This window comes from Nesterenkonia suensis (assembly GCF_054782935.1).
Genome location: NZ_BAAGRN010000025.1, coordinates 26,542 through 49,547 on the forward strand (window position 1 = coordinate 26,542; position 23,006 = coordinate 49,547).

Annotated in this window: 20 protein-coding genes; 7 read left to right on the top strand and 13 right to left on the bottom strand. The window is 67.0% G+C overall.

All coding sequences use genetic code 11. The features are described 5' to 3' along the window. Positions 1-3: 3 nt before the first annotated feature. A complete protein-coding gene (locus ACYVKI_RS13740) occupies positions 4-657 on the bottom strand; it encodes an ECF transporter S component (RefSeq protein WP_460690929.1) in 654 nt (217 codons plus the stop codon). Between the two features lie 376 nt (positions 658-1,033). Here ACYVKI_RS13740 and ACYVKI_RS13745 point away from each other — a divergent pair, with 376 nt between their 5' ends. Beyond that, positions 1,034-1,306 carry a DUF4235 domain-containing protein gene (locus ACYVKI_RS13745; protein WP_460690930.1) on the top strand — a complete coding sequence of 91 codons (273 nt, stop codon included), beginning with the start codon at positions 1,034-1,036 and terminating at the stop codon, positions 1,304-1,306. A gap of 193 nt (positions 1,307-1,499) precedes the next feature. Here the strand turns inward: ACYVKI_RS13745 and mnhG are convergent, their stop codons facing one another. The 11 genes from mnhG to ACYVKI_RS13800 form a co-directional block, all read right to left on the bottom strand. Further along, on the bottom strand, positions 1,500-1,913 hold the full coding sequence (mnhG, locus tag ACYVKI_RS13750; protein WP_460690931.1) for a monovalent cation/H(+) antiporter subunit G: 414 nt from the start codon (positions 1,911-1,913) through the stop codon (positions 1,500-1,502). Next, a complete protein-coding gene (locus ACYVKI_RS13755) occupies positions 1,910-2,665 on the bottom strand; it encodes a monovalent cation/H+ antiporter complex subunit F (RefSeq protein ID WP_460690932.1) in 756 nt (251 codons plus the stop codon). The genes mnhG and ACYVKI_RS13755 overlap by 4 nt, the downstream gene beginning before the upstream one ends. Continuing rightward, entirely contained in the window at positions 2,662-3,375 is a 714-nt protein-coding gene (locus tag ACYVKI_RS13760; protein ID WP_460690933.1) for a Na+/H+ antiporter subunit E, read from the bottom strand. The genes ACYVKI_RS13755 and ACYVKI_RS13760 overlap by 4 nt, the downstream gene beginning before the upstream one ends. Further along, complete coding sequence (locus ACYVKI_RS13765) at positions 3,372-5,111, bottom strand: Na+/H+ antiporter subunit D (protein WP_460690934.1); 1,740 nt, start codon at positions 5,109-5,111, stop codon at positions 3,372-3,374. The genes ACYVKI_RS13760 and ACYVKI_RS13765 overlap by 4 nt, the downstream gene beginning before the upstream one ends. A gap of 3 nt (positions 5,112-5,114) precedes the next feature. Continuing rightward, positions 5,115-5,654 (bottom strand): Na(+)/H(+) antiporter subunit C, encoded by a 540-nt coding sequence (locus tag ACYVKI_RS13770; RefSeq protein ID WP_460690935.1) that lies wholly within the window; start codon positions 5,652-5,654, stop codon positions 5,115-5,117. Beyond that, the gene (locus ACYVKI_RS13775) at positions 5,651-8,680 is read right to left on the bottom strand and encodes a Na+/H+ antiporter subunit A (protein ID WP_460690936.1); all 3,030 of its coding nucleotides are present in this window, start codon (positions 8,678-8,680) and stop codon (positions 5,651-5,653) included. The genes ACYVKI_RS13770 and ACYVKI_RS13775 overlap by 4 nt, the downstream gene beginning before the upstream one ends. A gap of 129 nt (positions 8,681-8,809) precedes the next feature. Then, positions 8,810-9,427 (bottom strand): hypothetical protein, encoded by a 618-nt coding sequence (locus ACYVKI_RS13780; protein ID WP_460690937.1) that lies wholly within the window; start codon positions 9,425-9,427, stop codon positions 8,810-8,812. Between the two features lie 30 nt (positions 9,428-9,457). Continuing rightward, positions 9,458-10,375, bottom strand: coding sequence for a DUF7224 domain-containing protein (locus ACYVKI_RS13785; protein WP_460690938.1), 918 nt, complete (start codon positions 10,373-10,375; stop codon positions 9,458-9,460). Positions 10,376-10,738: 363 nt separating this feature from the next. Further along, a complete protein-coding gene (locus ACYVKI_RS13790; protein WP_460690939.1) occupies positions 10,739-11,416 on the bottom strand; it encodes an ATP-binding cassette domain-containing protein in 678 nt (225 codons plus the stop codon). A 744-nt stretch (positions 11,417-12,160) separates the two neighbouring features. Beyond that, entirely contained in the window at positions 12,161-13,588 is a 1,428-nt protein-coding gene (locus tag ACYVKI_RS13795; protein WP_460690940.1) for an IS1380 family transposase, read from the bottom strand. A gap of 124 nt (positions 13,589-13,712) precedes the next feature. After that, complete coding sequence (locus ACYVKI_RS13800; protein ID WP_460690941.1) at positions 13,713-15,056, bottom strand: ISL3 family transposase; 1,344 nt, start codon at positions 15,054-15,056, stop codon at positions 13,713-13,715. A 283-nt stretch (positions 15,057-15,339) separates the two neighbouring features. Here ACYVKI_RS13800 and ACYVKI_RS13805 point away from each other — a divergent pair, with 283 nt between their 5' ends. The 3 genes from ACYVKI_RS13805 (at position 15,340) to ACYVKI_RS13815 (ending at position 18,031) form a co-directional block, all read left to right on the top strand. Further along, positions 15,340-16,059, top strand: coding sequence for a hypothetical protein (locus tag ACYVKI_RS13805; RefSeq protein WP_460690942.1), 720 nt, complete (start codon positions 15,340-15,342; stop codon positions 16,057-16,059). Beyond that, positions 16,059-16,445 (top strand): hypothetical protein, encoded by a 387-nt coding sequence (locus ACYVKI_RS13810; RefSeq protein WP_460690943.1) that lies wholly within the window; start codon positions 16,059-16,061, stop codon positions 16,443-16,445. The genes ACYVKI_RS13805 and ACYVKI_RS13810 overlap by 1 nt, the downstream gene beginning before the upstream one ends. A gap of 194 nt (positions 16,446-16,639) precedes the next feature. Then, a complete protein-coding gene (locus tag ACYVKI_RS13815) occupies positions 16,640-18,031 on the top strand; it encodes an MFS transporter (protein ID WP_460690944.1) in 1,392 nt (463 codons plus the stop codon). Positions 18,032-18,717: 686 nt separating this feature from the next. On the opposite strand, the gene dcd is transcribed toward ACYVKI_RS13815, so the two are convergent. Further along, the gene (gene dcd, locus ACYVKI_RS13820) at positions 18,718-19,296 is read right to left on the bottom strand and encodes a dCTP deaminase (RefSeq protein ID WP_460690945.1); all 579 of its coding nucleotides are present in this window, start codon (positions 19,294-19,296) and stop codon (positions 18,718-18,720) included. 147 nt (positions 19,297-19,443) lie between these two features. Between dcd and ACYVKI_RS13825 the strand changes: the two genes are divergently transcribed. From ACYVKI_RS13825 to ACYVKI_RS13835, 3 genes are all read left to right on the top strand, one after another. Next, positions 19,444-19,890, top strand: a complete 447-nt coding sequence (locus tag ACYVKI_RS13825) for an SseB family protein (RefSeq protein ID WP_460690946.1) — start codon at positions 19,444-19,446, stop codon at positions 19,888-19,890. Between the two features lie 180 nt (positions 19,891-20,070). After that, positions 20,071-21,030: an AEC family transporter gene (locus ACYVKI_RS13830; RefSeq protein WP_460690947.1), complete on the top strand. Its 960-nt coding sequence runs from the start codon at positions 20,071-20,073 to the stop codon at positions 21,028-21,030. Positions 21,031-21,937: 907 nt separating this feature from the next. Continuing rightward, positions 21,938-23,002, top strand: a complete 1,065-nt coding sequence (locus tag ACYVKI_RS13835; protein WP_460690948.1) for a hypothetical protein — start codon at positions 21,938-21,940, stop codon at positions 23,000-23,002. Positions 23,003-23,006 lie beyond the last annotated feature (4 nt).

Here is a 23,006-nt window from a genome sequence, read left to right on the forward strand (position 1 = left end):
GGCTCAATCCTCACGACGACGGCGCAGCACCGGTTCCTGATGCGCGCGGCGGGAGGCCAAGGGTCCCAGCACCGAGGTGGCCGCCAGCCCCCGGGTGCCCAACCAGGAGAGCAGCCCGGCGATGATTGCCCCGGAGAGGGTGAAGCAGCCGATGTGGATGAAGGTCTCCAGCGGCGCGTAGGCATACATGGGGATGATCCAGTGATAGGTGGCCCCACCGAAGAAGCCGGACAGCGCCCCGGCGAGCATCGCGACCTCCAGGGTGTAGCGCCGGTAGAGGAACGCCAGGAAGATCAGCTCCGCACCCAGTCCCTGCACGAAGCCCGAGGACAGCACGGTCAGCCCCCATTGGGAGCCCAGCAGGGCGGAGACGACGGCGGCGACCATCTCGCAGTAGATGGCGGCGCCGGGCTTGCGGATGATCAGCATCCCCAGCACGGCGGGGAAGAGCCACATGCCGTGGACCAGGGTCGCCGCCGGCGGATAGGCGGCGAAGAGTCCGCCGACGACGTGGTAGCTGAGGTTCCATCCCCAGAAGATGACCCCGGAGGCCACCGCCAAGGTGGAGGCGACGACGATGTCGGAGACCGACCAGCGGTGGCTCCGCGACTGGACACCGGGACGTGCCGGTGTCGTGGTGTGATGCGTGCTGCTCATGATGCTCCCTCGAGTGACGAGCGTGGACCACGAGCACGCAGGGAGGGAGCCGGCCCTGCCGCAGCAGACGGTGTCGGCGTGCAGGTCCGGCATCCGAGGACAGCTCGACTTCCTTCGCAGGCGTTGACCGGGCGGCATGCCGCTCCGGGTTGTCCTGATCAGGTTCGAGGGTCAGGGCGTTCAGCCCACTCTCAGCGCCGTCCCACTTCCCGCAGGCGGGACGAAGGCGGCGCTCCCCTGTCGTGTCTCGAATGACGTCTCCCACGGTAGCGCATCGCGCCGCCGTGCCGGTTAGGGTGGTGACCACAGGATCCCTGCGATGTCGGCTCCGGCCGGCCGCCGAGGACCGACCACATCCGAATCCTCAGGAGTGCCGATGGACAAGATCATGGACAAGCTGCTGACCACCGGGATCTCCCTGGCCGGCGGGTTCGCCGCCACCAAGGCCTTCGAGTTCGCCTGGCGGCAGGCCACCGGGGAGGAGACCCCGCACGGCAACGACGATGAGGACATCTCGCTGCAGAAGGCCCTCGTGTTCGCCGTCTCCTCGGCGGCGATCTCTGCCGGCGTCCAGGTGCTGTCCCAGCGCGGTGCCAAGGCCTCGGTGAAGAAGATCAAGGCCGCCTACGCCGACAAGGCCGAGGTCTGAGTCGGCGGGAAGTCTGACCTGGCGGGAACCCTGAGCCGACCGCCGGCCCGGCTCCCGCATCGAGGAGTCACTATCCGGCATGCTCGACGCGGATGACGCGCTTCACCACCGCCAGAATGTGCCGGAACGTGACTCCTCGACGTGTTGTGGGCGGTGACGGCACATGGCGGCCACAGCACACCCCCTCGCCCGGTCAGTCCGACTCGTCACGGACCTCTCGGCGTTCCCCGTGGCCCCGGGAGACCCGATCCACCGCACGGGCCAGCTCATCCTGCCCCAGCTGATCGGACCGAAAGTGCTTCGTCCGGTACCCGGCGCGTCCCACCACATGGGCGCTCGCCGGGGCCGTGAGGATCTGCAGCCCCCAGGCCAGCAGCACCAGCACCACACCGGTCCAGGTGCGCCAGGTGATCGCCGCGGCCAGCAGCAGGCTCAGCAGGCCGAGGACCTGCGGCTTCGTCGCCGCATGCATCCGCGAGTGCAGGTCCGGCAGCCGCACCAGGCCGATCCCGGCCGCCAGAGACATCAGCCCACCGATCACCAGCAGCACCGCGGCCACCGCGTCGAGCACCTGCTCGACCACCTCCGGATCCAGGACACCCATCATCGGTCTCCCTCCCCGGGCTCTTCAGGTCCCTCCGCCTCATCGGGCTCTTCCGGCTCCTCAGGCTCCTCAGGCTCCTCAGGCTCCTCAGGCTCCTCAGCCTCCTCGCGGCGGCGGCGGGGGGTGAAGCCGGAGCGGGTCAGCTCGCGGAACCAGGAGGTCGCCGGGTCCTCATCCTCCCCGTAGCCGCGGGGTGCGAACGTTCCTCCGTGCGGATCCACGGGGTCCATCCCGCCGAGCCGCGAGGGACTCGCCGCATACGGGGCCGCCCCCGTAGACGACGACGCGGCCCCTGCCCCACCGACGGCATCGCCACCTCCGCGATCGCCACCGGACTCACCGCCACCGGACTCACCGCCACCGGACTCACCGCCACCGGATCCGACCCCGGCAGCGCCCCTGCCGCCGAGGCCACCGGCAGCATCACCCGCAGCATCACCCGCAGCGACCCGGGGCAGCGGAGCCGTGAGGTCTCGGACCCCGGCGTCCTCCGGCCGGCGCACTGCCACATACCGGGCGATCGCCACCGCCCCCAGGAACCCGATCACCGCAGTGGCGACCACGAAGAGCATGAAATCCTGATGGTCACGCGCCACCATGTCGGTGATCAGCATGGAGGAGACGATGATCAGGATGACGTCCACGCTGATCACCCGGTCCAGCACCGAGGGCCCACGGAACACCCGGTAGACCGCACAGAGCACAGCGACGGCCAGCAGCGCCTGCGTGATCCAGTAGGCGGAGGTCAGCATCATCGCCCTCCCTCTTCCGGTGTCCGAGTCGTCCGAGGTGTCTGAGTCGTCTGGGATGTCCGAGACGTCTGAGGTGTCTGAGACGTCTGAGGTGTCTGAGACGTCTGGGCCGCGCCGCGTCCGCGGACCGGCTCCTCGCGCTCGGTCTTGGAGAACCCGCTGACCCGGCCGAGCCGATGTTCGGCCTTCACCACCGCCAGGTCCGACCGGTTTCCGCAGCTGCGGAGCACCAGCGCCTCCGTGCGCAGCGCGTCCTGCCGGATGCGTTCGGCGTCATGGTCATCGGTGACGTTGAGGCAGTGCAGGTACAGGGTCGCCGTGGTCCGGTCCACGTCGATCACCAGGGAGCCCGGCACCAGGGCCAGGGCATGGCCGGTCACGGTGACGATGAAGTCATCATGGCTGCGCAGCTGCACCGAGATGATCGAGTTGCGCACCCGCGGACCCCGGACCACCGCGATCCACGCCACCTGGAAGGATGCCGCCGTCATCTTCACCAGGAACCGGACCACGAAGACCAGCACCCACCACAGATTGACCCGCCCGGAGCCGCGCAGCGGCGGCAGATAGAACATCCGCACGATCGCCGTGCCCAGGGCGAGCCCGAAGATCAGCGTGCCCGGGGTGAAGTCCTGCCACAGCGCCATCCAGAGGAAACCGAGGAACGTGATCAGCGGCAGTTCGAGCGCCAACGGAGTCTTGGGCCGCCTCATCGGTCACCCCCGGCGTCGTCGTCGGCCTCCAGCGCGGCCTCATCCTCAGGCACGACACCGTCATCAGGTTCCAAGGAGGTGCGCACCGGGGCGAACTCGTCGGCGCCGCCGTCGCCGGTGTCCAGGTCCGGAATCTGCGCGGCCAGCTCCGCCAGCTCCGCCCGCACGCCGTCCACACGCTCCTCACCCAGCACAGCCTCCAAATACGGGGTGCGCTCATACATGTCCTGCGCCGCCGCCCGGGAGAAGGACATCAGCGGCCCGGCGAACACGGTGAACGCCAAAGACATCGCCACCAACAGGGCCGTGGGTGCGACCACTGACATCGGCAGCAGCCGTTTGTTCGCCGCCCGAGCGTGATCCAGCGTCTTCGACATCAGCAGCCGGTCCGGGGACTCCGCATCCTCGGCCTTCCGCCAGAACGCGCGCGCCCAGATCCGCGCCACCGCCAGCAGCGTCAGCAGCGAGGTCACCACGGAGCCGACCACCAGGGTCCAGGTGATCCAGGTGCCCTCCGCGATGCCGCCCTGGATCATCCCCAGCTTGCCGATGAACCCGGAGAACGGCGGGATTCCCGCCAGGTTCATCGCCGGGATGAAGAACAGCACCGCCAGCGCCGGAGAGATCTTCGCCAGCCCGCCCAGCCGGTCCACGTTCGCCGAGCCCCCGCGGCGCTCGATCAGCCCGGTGACCAGGAACAAGGTGGTCTGGATGGTGATGTGGTGGGCCACATAGAAGATCGTGGCGGACATACCTACGATCGAGACCAGAGACAGCCCGAACACCAGATAGCCGATATGGCTGATCAGCGTGAAGGACAGCATCCGTTTGATGTCGCCCTGGGCCAGCGCTCCCAGGATGCCCACGATCATCGTCAGCAGCGCGATGATCATCAGCGCGGTGTTGATCCGCTCCCCCGGGAACAGCAGGGTCTCGGTGCGGATCATCGCGTAGATGCCGACCTTCGTCAGCAGGCCCGCGAACACGGCCGTCACCGGGGCCGGCGCCGTCGGGTAGGAGTCCGGCAGCCAGAACGCCAGCGGGAAGACCGCCGCCTTGATGCCGAAGGCCACCAGCAGCATCACGTGCAGCAGCAACTGCATGTCCGAATCCAGGGCGCCCAGCTTCAGCGCCAGATCCGCCATGTTCACCGTGCCGGTGGCCGCATAGACCACCCCGATGGTGATCAGCAGCAGCATCGAGGAGATGATGGAGACGACCACATAGGTCACCCCCGCCCGGATCCTGGACTCCCCTCCCCCGAGGGTCAGCAGCACGTACGACGCCGTCAGGAAGATCTCGAAGCCCACGTACAGGTTGAACAGGTCACCGGCGAGGAACGCATTGGACACCCCGGCCACCAGGATCAGGTAGGTGGGGTAGAAGATGGAGACCGGGCCGGCGTCGTCTCCCTCCTCCGCCGCACCCTGCCCGACGGCGTAGAGCAGCACCGCCAGAGTGATGATCGAGGAGACCACCAGCATCAGGGCGGAGAACCGGTCGATGACCATCGAGATGCCGAACGGTGCCGGCCAGCCTGCCAGGTGCACCGCATGCGCCCCGCCGTCCCAGGTCTCGGCCAGCAGCGTCATCTCCAACAGCACGGTCAGCACCAGGGTGCCGACGGTGATGATTCGCTGGGTGGTCCGCTGACGGAAGAAGGCGAAGGCCAGACCCGCCCCGAAGAAGGGGATCAGCACCGCCAGGGGCAGCAGCTCCACGAAGGTCGTCTGCATCGCTCAGCGCCCCCTCTCACGGCCGACGGGGCCGCCGCCGTCGTCCTCAGGGGTGCGCGCCGAGATCTCCGGCAGGTCCTCGTCCCGGCCGGAGCGCGGGTTGAGCAGCCGCCTGGACTCCAGGTCCTCGACCAGGAACTCGGTGGTCTCGGTGGGCACCTCGGAGTCCTCCTCTGGGTCATAGACCGGTTGGGAGGCCACCCGGCGGTCCTCCTCGTCATCGGAGACCTCGTCCTGGCGGGCCAGCACCCAGGACCGGTAGATCAGCGCCAGCATGAGGCTGACCAGAGCGAAGGCGATCACGATCGCGGTGAGCAGCAGCGCCTGCGGCAGCGGGTCGAAGAAGTCCGCCCCGACGTCGCCGTCGACCACCAGCGGCGAGTCCCCCGCCCGGCCGCCGGACTGCAGCAGCAACAGGTTCACCCCGTTGGAGATCAGGATGATGCCCAGCAGCACACGGGTCAGCGAGCGCTCCAGCAGCAGGTAGATCCCGACGGCGAACATCACGCCCATCAGCACCAGCAGGGTCAGGTTCAACGTCATCGGGCCACCCCCATCGTGGTCTCGGAGTGGATCCCGTGCCCGTGGTGCGGGTCCCCGCGTTCGGCCGCACGGTTCTCCATCTCCGAGCGGACGTCGATCTCCGAGCCCAGGCTGCGCAGGATGTCCAGGATCAGGCCGACCACCACCAGGTAGACGCCGATGTCGAAGAGGATCGCCGAGGCGATGTGATGCTCCCCGAACACCCCCAGGTCCACATCCAGCACCGCGGACTGGAAGATGTGTCCACCGGCCAGCAGGGACACCAGCCCGGTGGCACAGGCCAGCACCAGCCCCCAGCCCATCAGGGCCGAGGCGCTGAACGGCACCGCAGCCTCCAGCTCATAGCGGCCCCCGGCCAGGTAGCGCAGGGTCAGCGCCAGCCCGGCCAGCAGCCCGCCGGCGAATCCCCCGCCGGGCAGATTGTGCCCGGCCAGCAGCAGGTAGACCGACAGCAGGATGATCGCGTGGAACATCAGCCGGGTGACTACCTCGAAGATGATCGAGCGGTGCTCGGGGGCCACCGTGCGGCCCGCCACCAGCCAGGCCTCTCGGGCCACGGTGGAGAAGCTGCGCGCCACCCGGATCTCCTGGGCCTGGCGCGGGGTCAGGTTGTCCTCGTTGAGGACCCGGCCCACTGAACCGGTGGGCACCTCGTGGAGGCTGCGCCGGCGCACGTCCCGGCGCTTGACGAAGATCAGCGAGGCCACCCCGGTGGCGGCGGCCGCGAGCACGGTGATCTCGCCGAAGGTGTCCCAGACGCGGATGTCCACCAGGGTGACGTTGACGATGTTGGCCCCCTGGCCGATCTCATAGGCCATCCAGGGGAACTCTGCGGAGATCGGCTCCGCCACCCGGGAGTCCATACCTACAGCCAGTGCGCCCATCATCGCCAGTCCGAACCCGATGCCCAGCACCACCCGGCCGGCCCGGAAGCGGGCGGGGTTCTGCGTCCAGATCCCTGCCGGCAGGGAGCGCAGCGCCAACACGAAGACCACCAGCACGATGGACTCCACCAGCAGCACCGTCAGTGCGAGATCCGGAGCACCCTGCAGGGCGAACAGCCCGGCGATCCCATAGCCGCACAGCGAGACCATCAGCACCGCCATGAAGCGCTTGGGCGCCCAGACCGCGCCGAACGCACCGGCGATGATGACCACCGCCAGCACCAGCTGCAGCGGCTCCTCGGCGACGATGACGCTCTGCGGCACCTGATGATCGGTGAACAGCAGCACGCCCGAGACCACCCCGGTGGCGACGGCAAGGATGATGAACAGGTACCAGGCCAACGAGCCGCGCTGGGTGACCGAGGTCAGCCAGACCGCGACGACGTCGACCAGCTTCACTGAAGAGCGGTAGCCACGCTCGGCGTCGAAGACCGCGGGGATGTGCCCCTGGATCCTGCGGACGCGGTCCCGCACGGCGAACAGCCCCAGCCCGGCTCCCCAGGCCAGCACTGAGAGCCCCAGCACCGGGGTCAGGCCGTGCCACAGGGCAAGATAGGTGCCGTGGGCCTCCGGGGCCACCGGGTGGAACAGCGCGACGAACGGGTCGATGAGCCGCTGCACCGGGGCCGGCCACACCGCCAGGACCACGGTGGCGGCGGCCAGCACCGCCGGGGCGGCGAGGAACACGGCACCGGCCGGCGCGTGGAAGGGCGTGGGCGCCGTCGTCGTGCCCTCCGGTGAGCGCTTGGTGGCGAAGGCGCCCCAGAGGAATCGCGCCGAGTAGGCCACTGTCAGCGCGGAGGCGACGACGACGCCGACCATCACCACCCAGCCCCAGCCCGGGTGGACCTCGGCGTAGTCGTAGAAGGACTCGAAGACGACCTCTTTGGCCACGAAACCGAACAGCGGCGGCAGCCCGGCCATGGAGGCCGCCGAGACCGCGGAGATCCAGAACAGGGGCCGCTGGGTGCGGCCCAGTCCGGAGAGCCGGGTGAGGTCACGGGTGCCGGTCTCGTGGTCGATGATGCCGACCACCATGAACAGCGCCGCCTTGAACAGCCCGTGGGCCAGCAGCATCGCCAGCCCGGCCAGGGCGGCGTCTTCGGTGCCCAGGCCGTTGATCATCACCAGGAAGCCCAGCTGGGAGACCGTGCCGTAGGCGAGCACCAGCTTGATGTCGGTCTGCTGCAGCGCCCGCCAGGCGCCCACCAGCATGGTGACCAGCCCGACGCCCAGCACCGTGGGCAGCCAGAAGGCGCTCTCATGGAAGCCCGGAGCCATCCGAGCCACCAGGTAGACTCCGGCCTTCACCATCGCGGCGGCGTGCAGATAGGCCGAGACCGGGGTGGGGGCGGCCATCGCAGCGGGCAGCCAGAAGTGGAACGGCACCAGGGCGGACTTGGAGAGCGCGCCGATGAGGATCAGCAGCAGCGCGATGTCCGCAGAGGCCCCCTGGAGCTCGCCGGCGGAGGCGAGGATCTCGGAGAGCCGGTAGCTGCCGGCGAGCTCACCCAGCCAGAGCAGCCCGACCAGCATGGCCAGGCCCCCGAAGGTGGTGACGATCAGCGCCTGGATCGCTGAGCGGCGGGCCAGGATGCGGTGCGCGGAATAACCGATCAGCAGGAACGACAGCACCGTGGTGAGCTCCCAGAAGATGAAGAGCATCACCAGATCGTCGCTGAGCACCAGGCCCAGCATGGCGGCGGCGAAGGCGAACAGCTGGCCGGCGAAGGGACCGGCGGAGGCCTCCGTGGAGCGGAAGTAGCGGGCACAGTAGAGCAGCACCAGCGCCCCGACGCCGAGGATCAGCAACGACATCACCAGGGTCAGCGCGTCGATCCGGAAGGCGATCTCCACGCCCAGCTCCGGGATCCACTCGATGATCTCCGACGGCGGCGCGTTCGGGGATCCGGAGGGTGCGGCCTGGTCTGCGCGCAGCACCTGGGGCAGGTGGCTCAGCACCCAGCCGAGCGCCAGCGCGCTGATCGCGGCCAGGACGAAGAAGGTGGACCGCCCGATCCGACGGAACAGCCAGGGCGCCACGAGGCTCACTGCGAACAGCACAGCGAGCATCAGCAGCATGGGCGTCCTTCCGCGTCGAGGACCAGGCGGTGCGGCGCGGGATGCTCCACGTCAGCCGCACTGAGGAGGAGTCGTCCCATGTTAACAGGCGCCGCGATCCCCGACACCGACGATGCCAAGGCGACTGGCTCAACCTCGTGTCGCATCGGCGAGCTTCCGCGCCGGGCCCAGTACTGTGACTCGTCCACCGGCGGCGAAGACCCCCACCCCCAGCAGACAGATGGCAGCTGCGGTGATCCATGTGCCACCCACCTCCGGGCTCCAGAGCATCCAGAACAGCGGGGAGTCGCGGCGCGCCGGTCCGAAGAAGGAGATCGCGACGACGCCAAGAACAGCGAGAGCCGGGGCGGTCCGTCGATCGATCAGCCCGAGCGCCAGCAGAGTCAGTCCGAAGAACATCAACCAGTTGCGGGCCCCGGCCCACAGGTGGTGCGAATCCATCAGCAGCGCTGCCCCCACGAACGCCACCAGGACAGTTAGGAGCACTCCGCAGAGCAGCAGGACCTCCAGTCCGACACGGGATCTGACCGCGCCCCTCTCGTGGACCGACCCCTCACGGCACCAGGGGATCAGAACGGCGGCAGCGATGACGCCGGGGAACAGGGTGGCCGCCGGCGCGGCCATACCTGCCAGCGGCGCGATGCTGGGCATCAGCAGGCCGGTGTCGGCCAGCCACAGGTTCGCCGCGCCCAGCACGACGACTCCCGTCAGCCACGGCCAACGGCGGGCGACGAGCAGCTCACGCACACGCGCCCCTCACAGCAGGTCTCCAGCTGATCACAGCAGATTCCCAGCCTTGTCGACGTCGCAGGTGGTCATGGACGCTCCTGCGCGCAGAATCCAGTGTCGCTGCTCGTCCGTCGGCTTGTCCGCCAGAGCGGTCAATGCGGCGGCAGCTTCTGGGAACAGATCGTCGGCGTGGAAGGATTCGTAGACCTGACGTGACCACCATGCCTCGGTCACAGCTTCCAGGAGGTACAGGTCCTGGAGCTGATCGTGCCGGATGCCTTCATCGCTGAAACAGGCCTCCTCCACATGGGGCAAGGCTCCGGCGACAACCGCAGCAGGAGCGTCCTGCTCGGTGACCCCGAACGGGATCAGACGAGCGGACTGTCGAGGTCCACCCTCAGCGCGCTCAGCCTCGGCGGCCATGGACCACCGATCCGGCAGCGGGAAACCCAGGGCCTCCTCCGCCTCCTCCGCCTCCTCCACAGCCGGCGGGAGGACGTCACGGACGGCGTCCCAATCCGTCTGCGCCTCAGGCCAGATGCAGTACTCCCGCTCCTCGATGAGCTCGCACTCCACGGGACCTCCTCGGGGTACTGACTGGTGGAACCCTGTGTCCCGAACGGCGACGAACGACCCACCCACGAGAACCCCGGCGAGCGCGACGCTGAGAGCCGCCTTCCGGGGAGACTCCCCCGTGAGGAAGAGTCCCGCTGTCAAGCTCAGGAGTCCGAGAGCCGTCAGCGCCGTTCCACCCAGGATGCGTGGATCCGGTGCGCTCCAGATGCCGCAGCAGTCGGTGAAGTTGATCATGTTCTCCACCCACGGGACGGTGGACCATGAGGCGGGGAAAGCCAACAGGTAGAAGCTTCCGCCCACCATGACCGGGGCGCTGAGCACCACGTGGAGCCTGGTGCCCAACCACAGACCCAGGCTGGCGAACGCCAGAGACGTGAGCAGCGCTGACACGAGGATGCTCAGCGTCGGCAGGAACAGCTCCCCCCTGGCGGAGCGCCGACAGGACCAATCCGATTCCGATGCCCGCACCGGCGACGACCACAATCGGCCATGCGACCTCAGCGGCCACCAGCAGCACCGGACGGCTGATGGTCGCTCGCCGCAGGACGGGCCGCAGGTGTCGGTGCCCGACCCACGCCGCATAGGCGGCGAGCACTGGAGCACTGAGAATCGTTCCCTGAGCCGCTCCCGTCGTCCATCCGGCGGCCCAGTCTCGTCCGAGACCGGGGAACTGCAGAACTGCCGCCACCGCGGATACCACGACCATCACAGTCGCCCACGTCGCACGTGACACCTGCCAACGCCGCCCCGGGCTCATACTGAATCCCCGTAGATGGCTCGATAGGCCTGCCCCGCCACCCGAGTGGCGCCGAACGACGTCGGCTCGTCCTCAGCGTCAGAACGCAGGGCCCAGAAACTCGCCAGGTCACCGTCGAAGACGACTGCGCCGCCCTGCAGCCCGACCACGCGCTCCGCCAGCCCATCCAAGTCTTCAAGGTGGTGGGTGGAGACCACCACTGTGTGATTCCTGTCGACCCTGTCCAACACGCTTCGGAACCTCATGCGCTGCTCCGGATCCAAGCCGGCGGTCGGCTCGTCGAGCAACATCACAGAAGGCGAGAACACCAACAGCTCGGCCAGCCCCAGGCGGCGCAGCTGTCCGCCCGACAGGGCGACGCTCCGCACATCACAGGACTCGCTGAGATCCACGACCCCCAACACGTCCGCTACTCGTCGGCGAGCGACAGAAGCTGGCAACCCATGCAACCATCCCGAGTACGCTACCTGCTCCTGCACAGTCAACCCAGACAGCGACCGTACATCCTGGCTCATATGCCCCACTGACAGGGCGCCCTCACACCTCGTCACCGATCCGGCCGAAGGTCTCACCTTCCCAGCCGCGACTTTCATGAGGGTTGATTTCCCAGAGCCGTTAGGGCCGATCAGCGCCGTCACCCCGTGATCGATGGAGAGATCCAGGGGACCCAGCACGACTCGGCGACGATAACTGACGGTATCCCTCGTAAAATCGAATGTACTCAATCAGTAAACCACACGCATATAGGATGATCTGACCTTGTCCGACGAACTAGTGGCGCCATTGATATGCGTCAGGCGCAGGGTGTAATTACCGGAATGATTAGAATAGCTAGAAGTCGAAGACCTTCCGCCAGAACAATAGAAAGTCCTGCTTCCCTCACTGACGCCCGGCAAGAGAGTGCGCTTGCGCTCAAGACTGAAAGTAAGGTTCACATCTCGTGTTGAAGCATGAAAACGACAGTCTCTCACCGTGACGCTTGTCGTACTACGATTCACATTAGGGTCGCTCCACTGGCGCGTTTCTACGCCTGTGAGCCACCCAGAGAAGTAGGAAGTCCATGATCCATCATTAGCGGCCTGAGCCGGAACAATGGACCCGGCGACCAATCCTGCCGAAACACCAAGATTCGCCAATGCGCGAGTCAACTTCTTCCCAATACCCCTCAAATACTCACACCATGAAAGTTTCCGCGAGAAACCATAGCTAAAGCGCTCGTAGCCCGCCAACTCGCACACAGCTGAACCCTGATCCACCGGTCGAGGTTGAACAGGGCTCCCTTGTTCTGAATTTCTCTTAAAAGCGGGGCGGCCCTGCTGTGGGCGTGTCAGGGTGTCCCGGCCATGCTCCGAGCTGTTCCACTGTGAGATTTGCCAGGTTCTCCTTATACCTGGTTCGCGGCTTTCGGGGCCTGATCGTCAAGGGCTTGATTCTGATTCAGGTGGATTGCCACTGGAGTGGGCGTAGAGGCGAGCAAACTCCTGCGCCCATTTCCATTCTTGGGGAAGGTGCAGCGTCAGTTTCCGGGCGTGGGAAGCGATCCGGGCGGGGATGTTGATCAGCTTCTGACGGATGCTCAGCGCACGGGCTTTGGTCAGGGCTCCTGCCGCTATGCTTCCAGCCGCACGTAGGAGGTTATGGCTGATCACTGCCAGCGTCAGCCAGGCGGCGTTGGCGTTGAAGACCCCGGAGGGCATGCGCGCCAGCGGCCCTGCTTTGAGCTCGGCATTGACTTGCTCAATGACAGCGTGCTGTCGGTGAGTCTTGTCGGCGGCCACAGTATCGAGGACCTCAGCGCTAATAGTGGTGAAGAATCCATGATGCCGGTAGGCATCGAAGAGAGGGTCCTGTCCTGCGGCAAGTTTAGCCTGGTTCAGCTCCGAGACTCTGCGGACGATCAGCCGTCCTGTGACCTGCTGCTGGTTCTTCTTCGAGGTGAAAGCGGTGAAGGGTACTTCCGCGACTTCAGCTGATGAGATCCATGACCCGGTGGCCTCGTCATAGATGGCCTGCGGGTATTCGATCCCCTGCCAAGCTTGCTCGGGGATCGCCCGTATCGCTTCTTGGATGGTTTTGTTCATCCGCACAGTGATCGAGAGGTCTGCGCCGTTGCGCTGAATCGTCTCAGCGATCCGAGCAGAGTAGTAGGCTGAGTCAGCGCGGACGACCACCCGGGCGTGATGACCGGGCACCCTGCTCACGGTGGCCAGGGCGTCACTGAGAGTCTTGGAAGCTCCTCGCGCGGAGTGGGCAGCTCCTTTGCGCAGGCGTTGGCCGATGATCACCGGCGGGGCCTGCGCGGTTGAGGCGGTGACCAGCAAAGCGTTGAGCCCACGTTTCCCGGAGTAGCCGAATCCTGCTCCTTGTTTCTTCGCAGAGTGGACCTCGATGACAGTGTCATCGATATCAACGAAGGCCATGCCCTCGGCTTCAGATATGGGTCGGCGTTGGGTCGGCAGCAGCGGGGCCTGTGATCCCAGGGCGGCCAACAGCCGTGATGAGAGTGCATCGAGTTGCCGTACGTGCCCGAAGGAAAACTCCCGCAGGAACGACCCGAGAGTTGAGGGGGCGTAGATCTTCTTGAAGAGTCCAGGCATGGCTCCATGACGCAGCGAGCCCATGTCGTCAATGGAATCGGCTCCGGCGGCCATACCAGCTACCAGAGAAGCGATCTTCGCCGGGGAGTTCGCGCCCTTGTCACCGGGCAGGCTCAGTCGTTGTGGGGCCAAGGTACTCAGCCCAGCGGCCTCTGCCAGACGCATCACAGGAAGCAGCCCGGCGGAGCCAATCAGGTTCGGGTCGTCGAAATCGTAGGCCAGAGCACCGGGTGCGTGGTTCAATAACACCGCTGGAGGCATCCTTTCTGCGCGGTCGGATGAAGGCTTCGAGAACCGTCATTCTGCCAGTTGCCCGGACGCCTGCAGCCCAGCAGCACGCAGATGTACGGCCCCAATCAAGGCTCTTCGGACTTCAGGTGGGGAGATACCCATCGAGGCCTCCTCCGATCAGCAACATCCGTAACCTGTAGTTCTCACGATTGCGGAATCCACGGGCGATCCGTCGGGCGAGCTCGATGAGTCCGTTGACCGCCTCGGTGCCGCCGTTGTTCGACCTGCCAGTGGTGAAGTAGGCCAAGAACTCGGCACGCCATTTCCGCAGGGTCCGGCCCAGCCGGGCGATCTCGCCGACCGGGCAGGAGGAGAAGGACTCCAGGGCCTTAACCGCGATCTGCCGCCCAGCTCGTAGGTCATGGTGCTGATAGGCCGCCCGGAGTTCTTGCGCACATTGGAAGGCGATGAAGACTTCCTCATGCCTCGGGTCAGCGGTGATGACCCGCTCGATCTTCCGGCACTGTGCCTGGCTGAGGTTCTCCATCCCGGTCTGCAGCAACCGCCGGATTCCATAGAGAGGGTCGCCCTTGCGGCCTCGGTGCCCCAGGGTGTCCTGCTGGACTCGGCGACGGACCTCATCGACAGCGGCGGTGCCGAGCTTGACCACATGGAAGGCATCGAGCACAGCGGTGGCCTCGTCGAGATGGGCGTCGATGGCATTCTTATACTCGGCAAACGGATCCAACGGGGCGACCTGAACACCTGCCCGGAACTCAGGACTGCGGGTGGCGAGCCAGTCGGCGTAGGCCTTGCCGGTGCGCCCTGGAACCAGGTCCAGCAGCCTGGCCTGCACCTGGCCCCGATCATCTCGAGTCAGGTCGACCATCCCGGTCAGTTCCTTCGGCCCGCGTCGACGCCGATCAACGTGGTGCCACACATGTTCATCGACACCGAGGGTGGAGACCCCGGTGTATCGGCGCTCATCGCCAGCAGCAGCCTGCAACAAGGGGCGGATCGCTCGCCAGGCGGTGTGCCAGTCGACTCCGAGCTGGCGGGCCAGTCCTTGGACGGAGAGATTCTCTCGGCGCATCAGCGTGATCCCGTAGGCGATGCACCGGCGGGTCAATAGCGCCCGCTCTGCCGCCACGACGGGGTTCTGTTCGGTGAAGACCCCGGTGGAGCAGTCAGGGTCGCCGCAGCGCCATCGTCGCTTGCGCCAGCGCAATCGGGCCGGGGCTCCGTAGACCGGGGCATCGATGAGCTCAATGGTCTTCCTTCCGGCGCTGGTAGCGATGACTCCGCAGTCCGGGCAGCCGGTACCAGATGGGGAAGATTCAACGGTGACGATCAACGCACCCGCCCGGGCTGAGCGATCGACATCGATGACGTGGAGGCCCTCGAGACCGACGAGGACGTCACAGTGGTGGCAGGAGGTGTGCTGGTCGGCTCGGCAGGCAGAGACAGGCCGGGTATTCTCGAACATCGGGGTCGGGGCTTCCTGGCTGTGTTTGCTTGGTCGCTACACATCTTCGGGGCCCCGGCCCCTCTTCGTTGCGCCCCTGAGCTACTCAGCGTGTCGTGCCTACCCCACCTGAACTCCGAAGAGCCCCAATCAAGGGCATAGGGGGTCTGGCGAAGAGTTGGACGGCCTTCAGCGGTTCATCGGAATTTAACGAGCCGTCGTGTTGACGCACAGTTCTCGTTCAGTGAAGGTGGAGTCACGTCCTCGCACAAAGTTGAGAGATACAAATTTGGAGTGATTCAGCGTGACGACCACCGCAAACCCGACGAATATTGATGCTTTCCCAGTGGTCCAGAACGAGGACACGGGGAAGGCGGTGAAGCGCTCCTTCCGGCCTCTGACCGCGGTGGCATCCATCGTCTGCGCCGGGGTGCTCGCATTCGCCTCAGTAGGGCCCGCTCATGCTTCGGGAACCGTTCAGGACGAGGAGGCCGCAGCTGAGGTTGCTCAGGCCAGCCAGGCTGAGATTGAAGAGCACATCGCGGAAGCTCAGGCAGCAGATCCTGCCGGGTTCGAAGAAAGAGTTGCTATCGCCCAAAGCTCTGCCACCCTGAATGCCGTGCTCAATGAGCTTCCCGGTGATCGGGCATACCTGGAGCAGCAGGCCCTGGCTGCCGCCATCGATGACACAGAAGCCCTCCAAGGCACCATCGACCTCTACGAGATGGGGGTCTTCATCCCATATCTCGACCACTCCGAAGAACTCCAGGTCACCGTGGACGAGGCCCAACTCGAAGAGCTGATCCAGAGCCAGGCCCCCAGCACCGGGGAAGGTGACGTCCAGGCCCGGGGTATCCAGATGCCTGAGTGTGCCGCAGCTTGGGGTACTGCCCTCGGATTCGTTGCGGCACGCTACCCCTCTTGCTACGCCGCAGGCTTGGTCAGCCGAGTCGCTGCTCTGACCTGCGTCGCCGTCAACTTCGCCGCAGACCAGATGATCGACTGGAACGCAGCCTGCGACTGATGAATAACCGAACAGCGCAGTACACAGCAGTTGTGCTCGCCACGCTGGTCGCCGGTGCCGCACTTACTCTATGGGGTGCTTACACTGGCGACCAGCGCACCGGCATGCTTATCATCGCACTGGCCGCAACAGTGGCATCTCTGGCGATCTATCTGCGAGTCAACGACATCCCTAATACGGAGGTCATCAAACCCCGGAGCTTCGGGATCTACATGGCAGCATTCGCCTGGACCAGGATCGGTCCGTGGTCACATCTTCATCTGCACGAGTACCTGTACTACGGGATCTGCCTGGTATTGACCCTCATAATCGGGCTCTTCCTACACAAAGGAATGGCGTCTGAGCAGGAGACCGCCGTGACCCGCGAGGCACCGACGGCGAGCTGACCGCTCGTTCACCTCTGAGGTGAAGCCTCCTTACAGACCTGCGTTCAAGAGAAAACAGAATGTCCCCACGTCAGAAGCCCCTGTTCTCGGCTGAGAACAGGGGCTTCTGATTCTCCCATCGGTGGATCAGGGCTGAAGCGATCTGCCAGATGATGCCATCCTCGCGCGCCTGCCTGTGACGATACGATGCGCCCATGACCTCATCAGTCGACGCGGCCCCGAGCTCCGCGGGCCAACCGCTGCACAAGCGGGTGATCGCGGTCTGGAGCATGTGGAGCTGGGGCAACGCCACCGTCAGCGCCGTGATGGTCACGTTCGTCTTCGGCACCTACATCGCCGACGCCGTCGGTCCCGGCGGACAGGGCACCCAGTACCTGACCACCGCCAACGCGATCGCCGGAGGCCTCATCGCGGTCACCGCCCCGGTGATCGGGCAGCGGGCCGACAAGGCCGGCCGCCGTCGACTCTGGCTGACCATCAACACGTTCATCGTGATCGCGCTGGTCGCCGCCTGCTTCTTCGTGAAGCCGGACCAGGCCTACCTGGTGCTGGGCGTGACGCTCATGGCCACCATGACCCTGTTCGACGAGTTCGCGAACCTGAACTACAACGCGATGATCACCGACATCGCCGGCCCCCAGAGGATGGGCCGGGTCTCCGGCATCGGCTGGGGTGCCGGCTACCTCGGCGGCATCGCGATCCTGTCCCTGGTCTACTTCGGACTCGTCGCCGGGGACCCACCCCACTGGTTCGGCCTCGGCGAGGAGGATGCCATCAACATCCGGATGGTCGCCGTCGTCGCCGCCGCCTGGTTCCTGCTGTGGGCACTGCCGCTGCTGTTCACCAAGGTCAAGACCGCCGACACCGAGACGATCGAGGAGAAGGTCTCCCTCGTCGAGTCCTACCGGCGGCTGTTCCGCGTGATCATCGGGCTCTGGAAGGAGGACCGCAACACCCTGTGGTTTCTGCTGGCCTCAGCGATCTACCGCGACGGACTCTCCGCCGTGTTCACCTACGGCGCCATCCTGGGGGTCACCGTCTTCGGCTTCACCACCGGAGACATCCTGCTCTTCGGCATCGCCGGCAACGTGGTCGCGGCGATCGGGGCGTTCATCGGCGGCTGGTTCGACGACCGGCTCGGCCCCCGCGCCGTCATCATGACCTGCGTGACCGGCCTCGTCGTCCTCGCCGGGACCATGTACTTCCTCGACGTGGACCGGGACTTCGGGGCCTTCGTCCTCGAGCCGACCACCGCATTCTGGATCCTCGGGCTGGGGCTGACGTTCTTCGTGGGACCCGCGCAGGCGTCGTCGCGCGCCTTCCTCGCACGGCTCGCCCCGCCCTCACGGGCCGCCGAGCTCTTCGGCCTCTACGCCACCGCCGGACGCAGCGTCAGCTTCCTGACCCCGGCGCTGATCTCGCTGATCCTGCTGATCTCTGCGGCCGAGGAGACCGACACCCAGGCCGGGGACAAGGCCATCATCCTGGGTGTGGTGACGATCCTGCTGATGGGCCTCGCCGCGATGCTGCTGGTGAAGAACCCCACCGGACCGGCGAAGATGCGCGAACACCGCGTCCGGAAGTGAGCGCACGTCCCCACTCGAGGGCAGAGGTCCGCCAGGGCAACACCTCAAGCCGTGGGCGGCAGCCCCCGAGACTCCCGGAAGCGTCTCCAGCGGCTCGGCCGAAACACGGGGGAACGCAGCGGCTCCGGCAGGGCGAACAGATCGCCGTCGGCCCCTCGAGCACCGCATTGCCACCCGGCACGAATCGGCCGTGGAAGGTGACGGGCTCCCCCTCCACCTCAGCCGGGCCCTGTCCTCGGAACCGTGAGATGAGCAGCGCGCGCCTGGTTCCCGGTTCGCAGAGCGACACTCGAGTCCACCAGACCCCGCCCGCTCCGGAAGGCATGTCCATCACGACCACACGCACCTCCAGCGGCACCCGCTCCCGCGCCGGAGGGGTCATGTCCCGCTCCAACCGACGGTTCGCCCTCTCCGTGAGCAGGATGGAGCGGAGCAGGCCCACCGCGCACACCGCCATCACGACGAGGGCGGCCACGGGGAACACGACGTTCCCCACGGTGCGGATCTCCACCACCACGAGCGCGCTCACCAGGGCGAGCAGCACCAGAGCTGCTCCGAAGACCCGGCGCTCACGCCGCCGCAGAGCCGGGATGTCCTGCATCGCCTTCCGCCGGACAGGATCCCGCGGATCGTCCGAGGACGAAGGGGCCTGCCTCAAGCCCGCCATGATGCTGCGCTCCGTGCCCTCAGCCGATGATGGTGCGGTGGAAGTTCTCATGCGACCGCGACGCCGTCGGGCCGCGCTGACCCTGATACCGCGACTGGTGCTTGCTGCTGCCGTATCCGTCGGTGGCCGGGGAGGTGAGCCGGAAGAAGCACAGCTGCCCGATCTTCGAGCCCGGCCACAGCTTGATCGGCAACGTCGCCATGTTGGAGAGCTCCAGGGTCACCTGACCGGAGAAGCCAGGGTCGATGAACCCGGCCGTGGAATGCGTCAACAGCCCCAGCCGGCCCAGCGAGGACTTCCCCTCGAGCCGGGCGGCGACGTCGTCGGGCAGGGTGACCTGCTCATAGGTGGCGCCCAGGACGAACTCACCCGGGTGCAGGACGAAGGGTTCCTCCGGGTCGACCTCCACCAGGCGGGTCAGGTCCTGCTGCTCCGCCGCGGGGTCGATGTGCGCGTACTTGTGGTTGTCGAAGAGCCGGAACATGCGCTCCAGGCGCACGTCGACGCTGGAGGGCTGGATCATGCTCTCGTCCAACGGATCCAGCTGGATCCTGCCGGCGTCGAGCTCTGCATGGATGTCACGGTCTGAAAGCAGCACGAAGCCAAGGTACCGCACCCGCCCGGGGTGATGACGCCGACGCAGCCGAGAATGCAGGCGTGCCCGGAGGCGCCGCTGGCCGCTCAGGACGCGGGACGGCGCCGGTACCACCTTGCATTCCGCGCCCGGACATGATCGCGTGGACGGATGAGCGAGACTCCTCAGAACCCCGAGACCCAGAATCCCGACGAGACGCCCGAGGGCGAGCAGCTGCCCGACCTGCGCGACACGCTGGTCGCCGGCAAGGACGGTGAAGCTCAGCCCAACGAGATCATCCGCGCCTTCCTCACCTCCACTGTGTACTTCCTGAGCGCCGAGGAGGTCACCCCGGAGACCGCCTCGGTGAACCCGCTGACCCTGCAGGACAACGAGGGCAACCCGCTGATCGCCCTGTTCTCCGGCACCGATGTGGTGCCGGCCGAGTACTCCGAGCACGCCCCGCACGCCGTGGACGCCCCCGGTGTGGCCGTGGTGCAGTCGCTCGCCGGTGCCGGCATCATCATCGATGCCGGTCAGGAGCACGGTTTCCAGATCTCCGCCGAGGGCGTGGACCGCATCCGTGAGGACTTCCTCCGCCCCGCCGAGGAGGAGTGAGCCGCACCGGCCCGCAGACCTGGTGAGGCCGCCGTCGTCGTCCGCCCCGGCAAGACGACGACGGCGGCCTCTTCTGTCATGCTCGCGTCACCAGACGTCCCTGTCCCCCTGGCCTGCGGCGGCAGGAGTAGAGTCGTCCGCGGAACCGGTCGGCCGGCACGAGGATGATCAGGGGGCGATATGGAGGCGGTCTTCTCCGGCTTCTCCATCATCTGGCTCATCATCGGTGTGGGCTTCGTCATTGGGAAGCTCGGGCTCCTGCCTCCGGAGGCCCGGGTGGTGCTCAGCCGGGTGGCGTTCTTCGTCGCCTCCCCCTGCCTGCTGTTCCTCACCGTCGCCGACGCCTCGCTGCGCGACGTCCTCGGCCCGCAGTTCGCCATCGCCGCTCTGGGAGCCTTCACCACGCTGCTGCTGTATCTGCTGCTGGCCCGGCTGCTGCTGAGGCGGCGGGCCGGCTCAGAGCAGATGATCGGCGGGATGAGCGCCTCGCTGGTGAACTCGGCGAACCTCGGGTTCCCGATCGCCGCCTACGTGCTGGGAGACGTGGCCTTCGCCGCCCCGATCATCATGTTCCAGCTGGCCCTCTACACCCCGGTGTACGTGACGGCGATGGACTGGCTGACCCGGGACCAGGGCACCACCACGAAGGTCCGTCCCGCGAGGGGCACCTCCACGCTGCGCAGCCTCGGGCAGTCAGCGGTGAACCCGATGATCCTCGGGGCCGGGCTGGGCCTGCTGTTCTCCTGGCAGGACTGGGTGCTGCCCGGTCCGATGCACGAGTCTGTGGAGCTCATCGCCGGGGCGTCCATCCCACTGATGCTGCTCTCCTTCGGCCTCTCCCTGGTGGGCAGCCGACCGCTGAACAAGAAGGCTGGCCGGCGGGCCGACGTCCTGCTGGCCTCCTCGTTGAAGCTTGTCGCCCACCCGGTGCTCGCCTGGCTCTTAGCCACGGTCGTGTTCGGCATGTCGGGGCACCAGGTGCTGGCCGCGGTGGTCATGGCCTCGCTGCCGACAGCCCAGAACGTGCTGGTCAGCGCGATCCGTTACGAGTCCGGGGAAATGATCGCCCGGGATACCGTCCTGGTGACCACGATCCTGGCGATTCCGGCGATGATCGCCGTCTCGCTGCTGCTCATGTGAGCCAGGAACGGGCCCCGCTGGAGCGTTCAGCGCCGTCCGCCCGTTCTGCACCCGGTGCGCCCCGACCCGCTCTCACCGCCCGTTCCACATCGGGGTGGTGAGATCGCACCATCAACGTGTGCGGTGTGTTCTCACACACTGGGTGTCGGTCCTCCGGCGGGTTCCCGGTTGCTAGGCTGTTGCCGACCTCGGGGGCGGCCCTGCCACCACCCGGAACGATGCGCGCGACGATGAGGAACCACCGACCATGAGTCACCAGGGACACGACGACGGCGCCCTCCCCGGCGAGCGGCCGGAGCGGCCCGACGGCCCCGGACGCACGGCACGGCATGCAGGCAGCGGTCCCTCCGCACCATCGCCGGGCTCCTCCGGCGACTCGGAGAGCTTCGGCGCGGTCCAGCGTGGTCATGGCGCCCCCGCAGGCGGCGTATCCCCTGACACAGTGCCGCACTCGGGCACGGCGTCGTCCCCCAGCACGCCGTCCCCCAGCACGCCGTCGTCCAGCACGCCGTCGTCCAGCACGCCGTCGTCCCCGCCACCGGCCGCTCCGCGTCCCGGTCCGGCCGGACCGATCCCGGGCCAGGGAGCTCCCGCCCCCAGGAACCCTGGTCGAGGAGGGGCACAGCAGGGCGGCCCAGGCCACCCCGGCCCCCAGCACGGCGGACCGTCTCCCTTTCCTCCCGGTCCCTTCGGCCCCGGCGCACACAGCCCGGGACCCCACGGCACAGGTCCGCACAACCCCCACGGTCCGGGCGGCGTCCACCAGGCCCCGCACCGCCACCCCCCGTATGGCCCACAGCCGGGTCCCGGCCAGCCCGGCTACCCCGGCCAGCCCGGCCAGCCCGCTCCGGCGGAGAAGCCGCGGAAGACCAACGTCGCCGCGTGGGCCGGCTGGGGCAGCGGACTGGTGCTGACATTGGTCGCCAGCGGAATCGGTATCTGGCAGGTGGACGAGCACGTCTACTCCACCGACGCAGTGGCCGAGAACTACTGGGAGTCACTGCAGGCCGGCGACGGCGCCACCGCGCTGGCGATGTTCTCCTCCGTGCCCGAGCTCGATGCCGCACTCCCGACGCCGCAGAGCCTCGCGCTCGCCGCCTCGGCCGAAGATGAGGCTGAGGGGGACCAGGCGCCGGACGCCGAAAACGCGGACGACTCCCCCACGGTCCCTGACGAGGACCGGCTTTCGCCCGGCGCCATGGACTCCGTGCTCCTCGACGACGATGCGCTCCGCCATTCCTCTGAGCAGGTGCAGAACCTGGCCATCACCGAGCGCCGCGACGGCGCCGACCTCTCCTTCACCGTGGACGGCGATCCGCACGAGGCCCATGTGCCGATGACCCGTACCGGCAGCATCTGGCTGTTCTTCGACGACTGGACGCTGAACTCCGAGGCGATGACCGAGGTGGAGCTCTCGGTCCCAGCCGCCGAGCTCGGCGGGATCGGCCAGGTGGAGGTCAACGAGCAGCCGGTCAACCTCCACGAGGACGCTGCCACTCTGGCCGCGTTCGTACCGACTGTCATCGATGTCGACATCGACAGCGAGTGGCTCTCCGGCGCGGGCCACGAGGTGGTCGTCGCTGACGGCGACCACCAGATCGAGATCGAGCTGGAAGCCTCGGAGACCGCCGCCCAGCTGATGCATGACGAGGTCGAGGAGTATCTGGACGGCTGCGCCGAGCAGGAGGTGCTGATGCCCAGCGGCTGCCCGATGGGGGTCACCACCCCCAACTCGGTGGACGCGGACACCATCTCCTGGGAGATGCCCGACCCGGCAGACATCACCCTGACCTTCGGCGACGACGGCTGGACGGTCACCGGGGCCTCCATGCTCCGTGCCACGGTGACTTTCGACTCTCTGGACCACTTCGACGGCGAGGAGCTCGAGGAGAGCCACGACGTCCGTTTCGGCCTGGACGTCCAGGTCGGCGCCAGCGGCGAGGACCTGGTGGTCTCCGTCATCGGCGACTGACCGC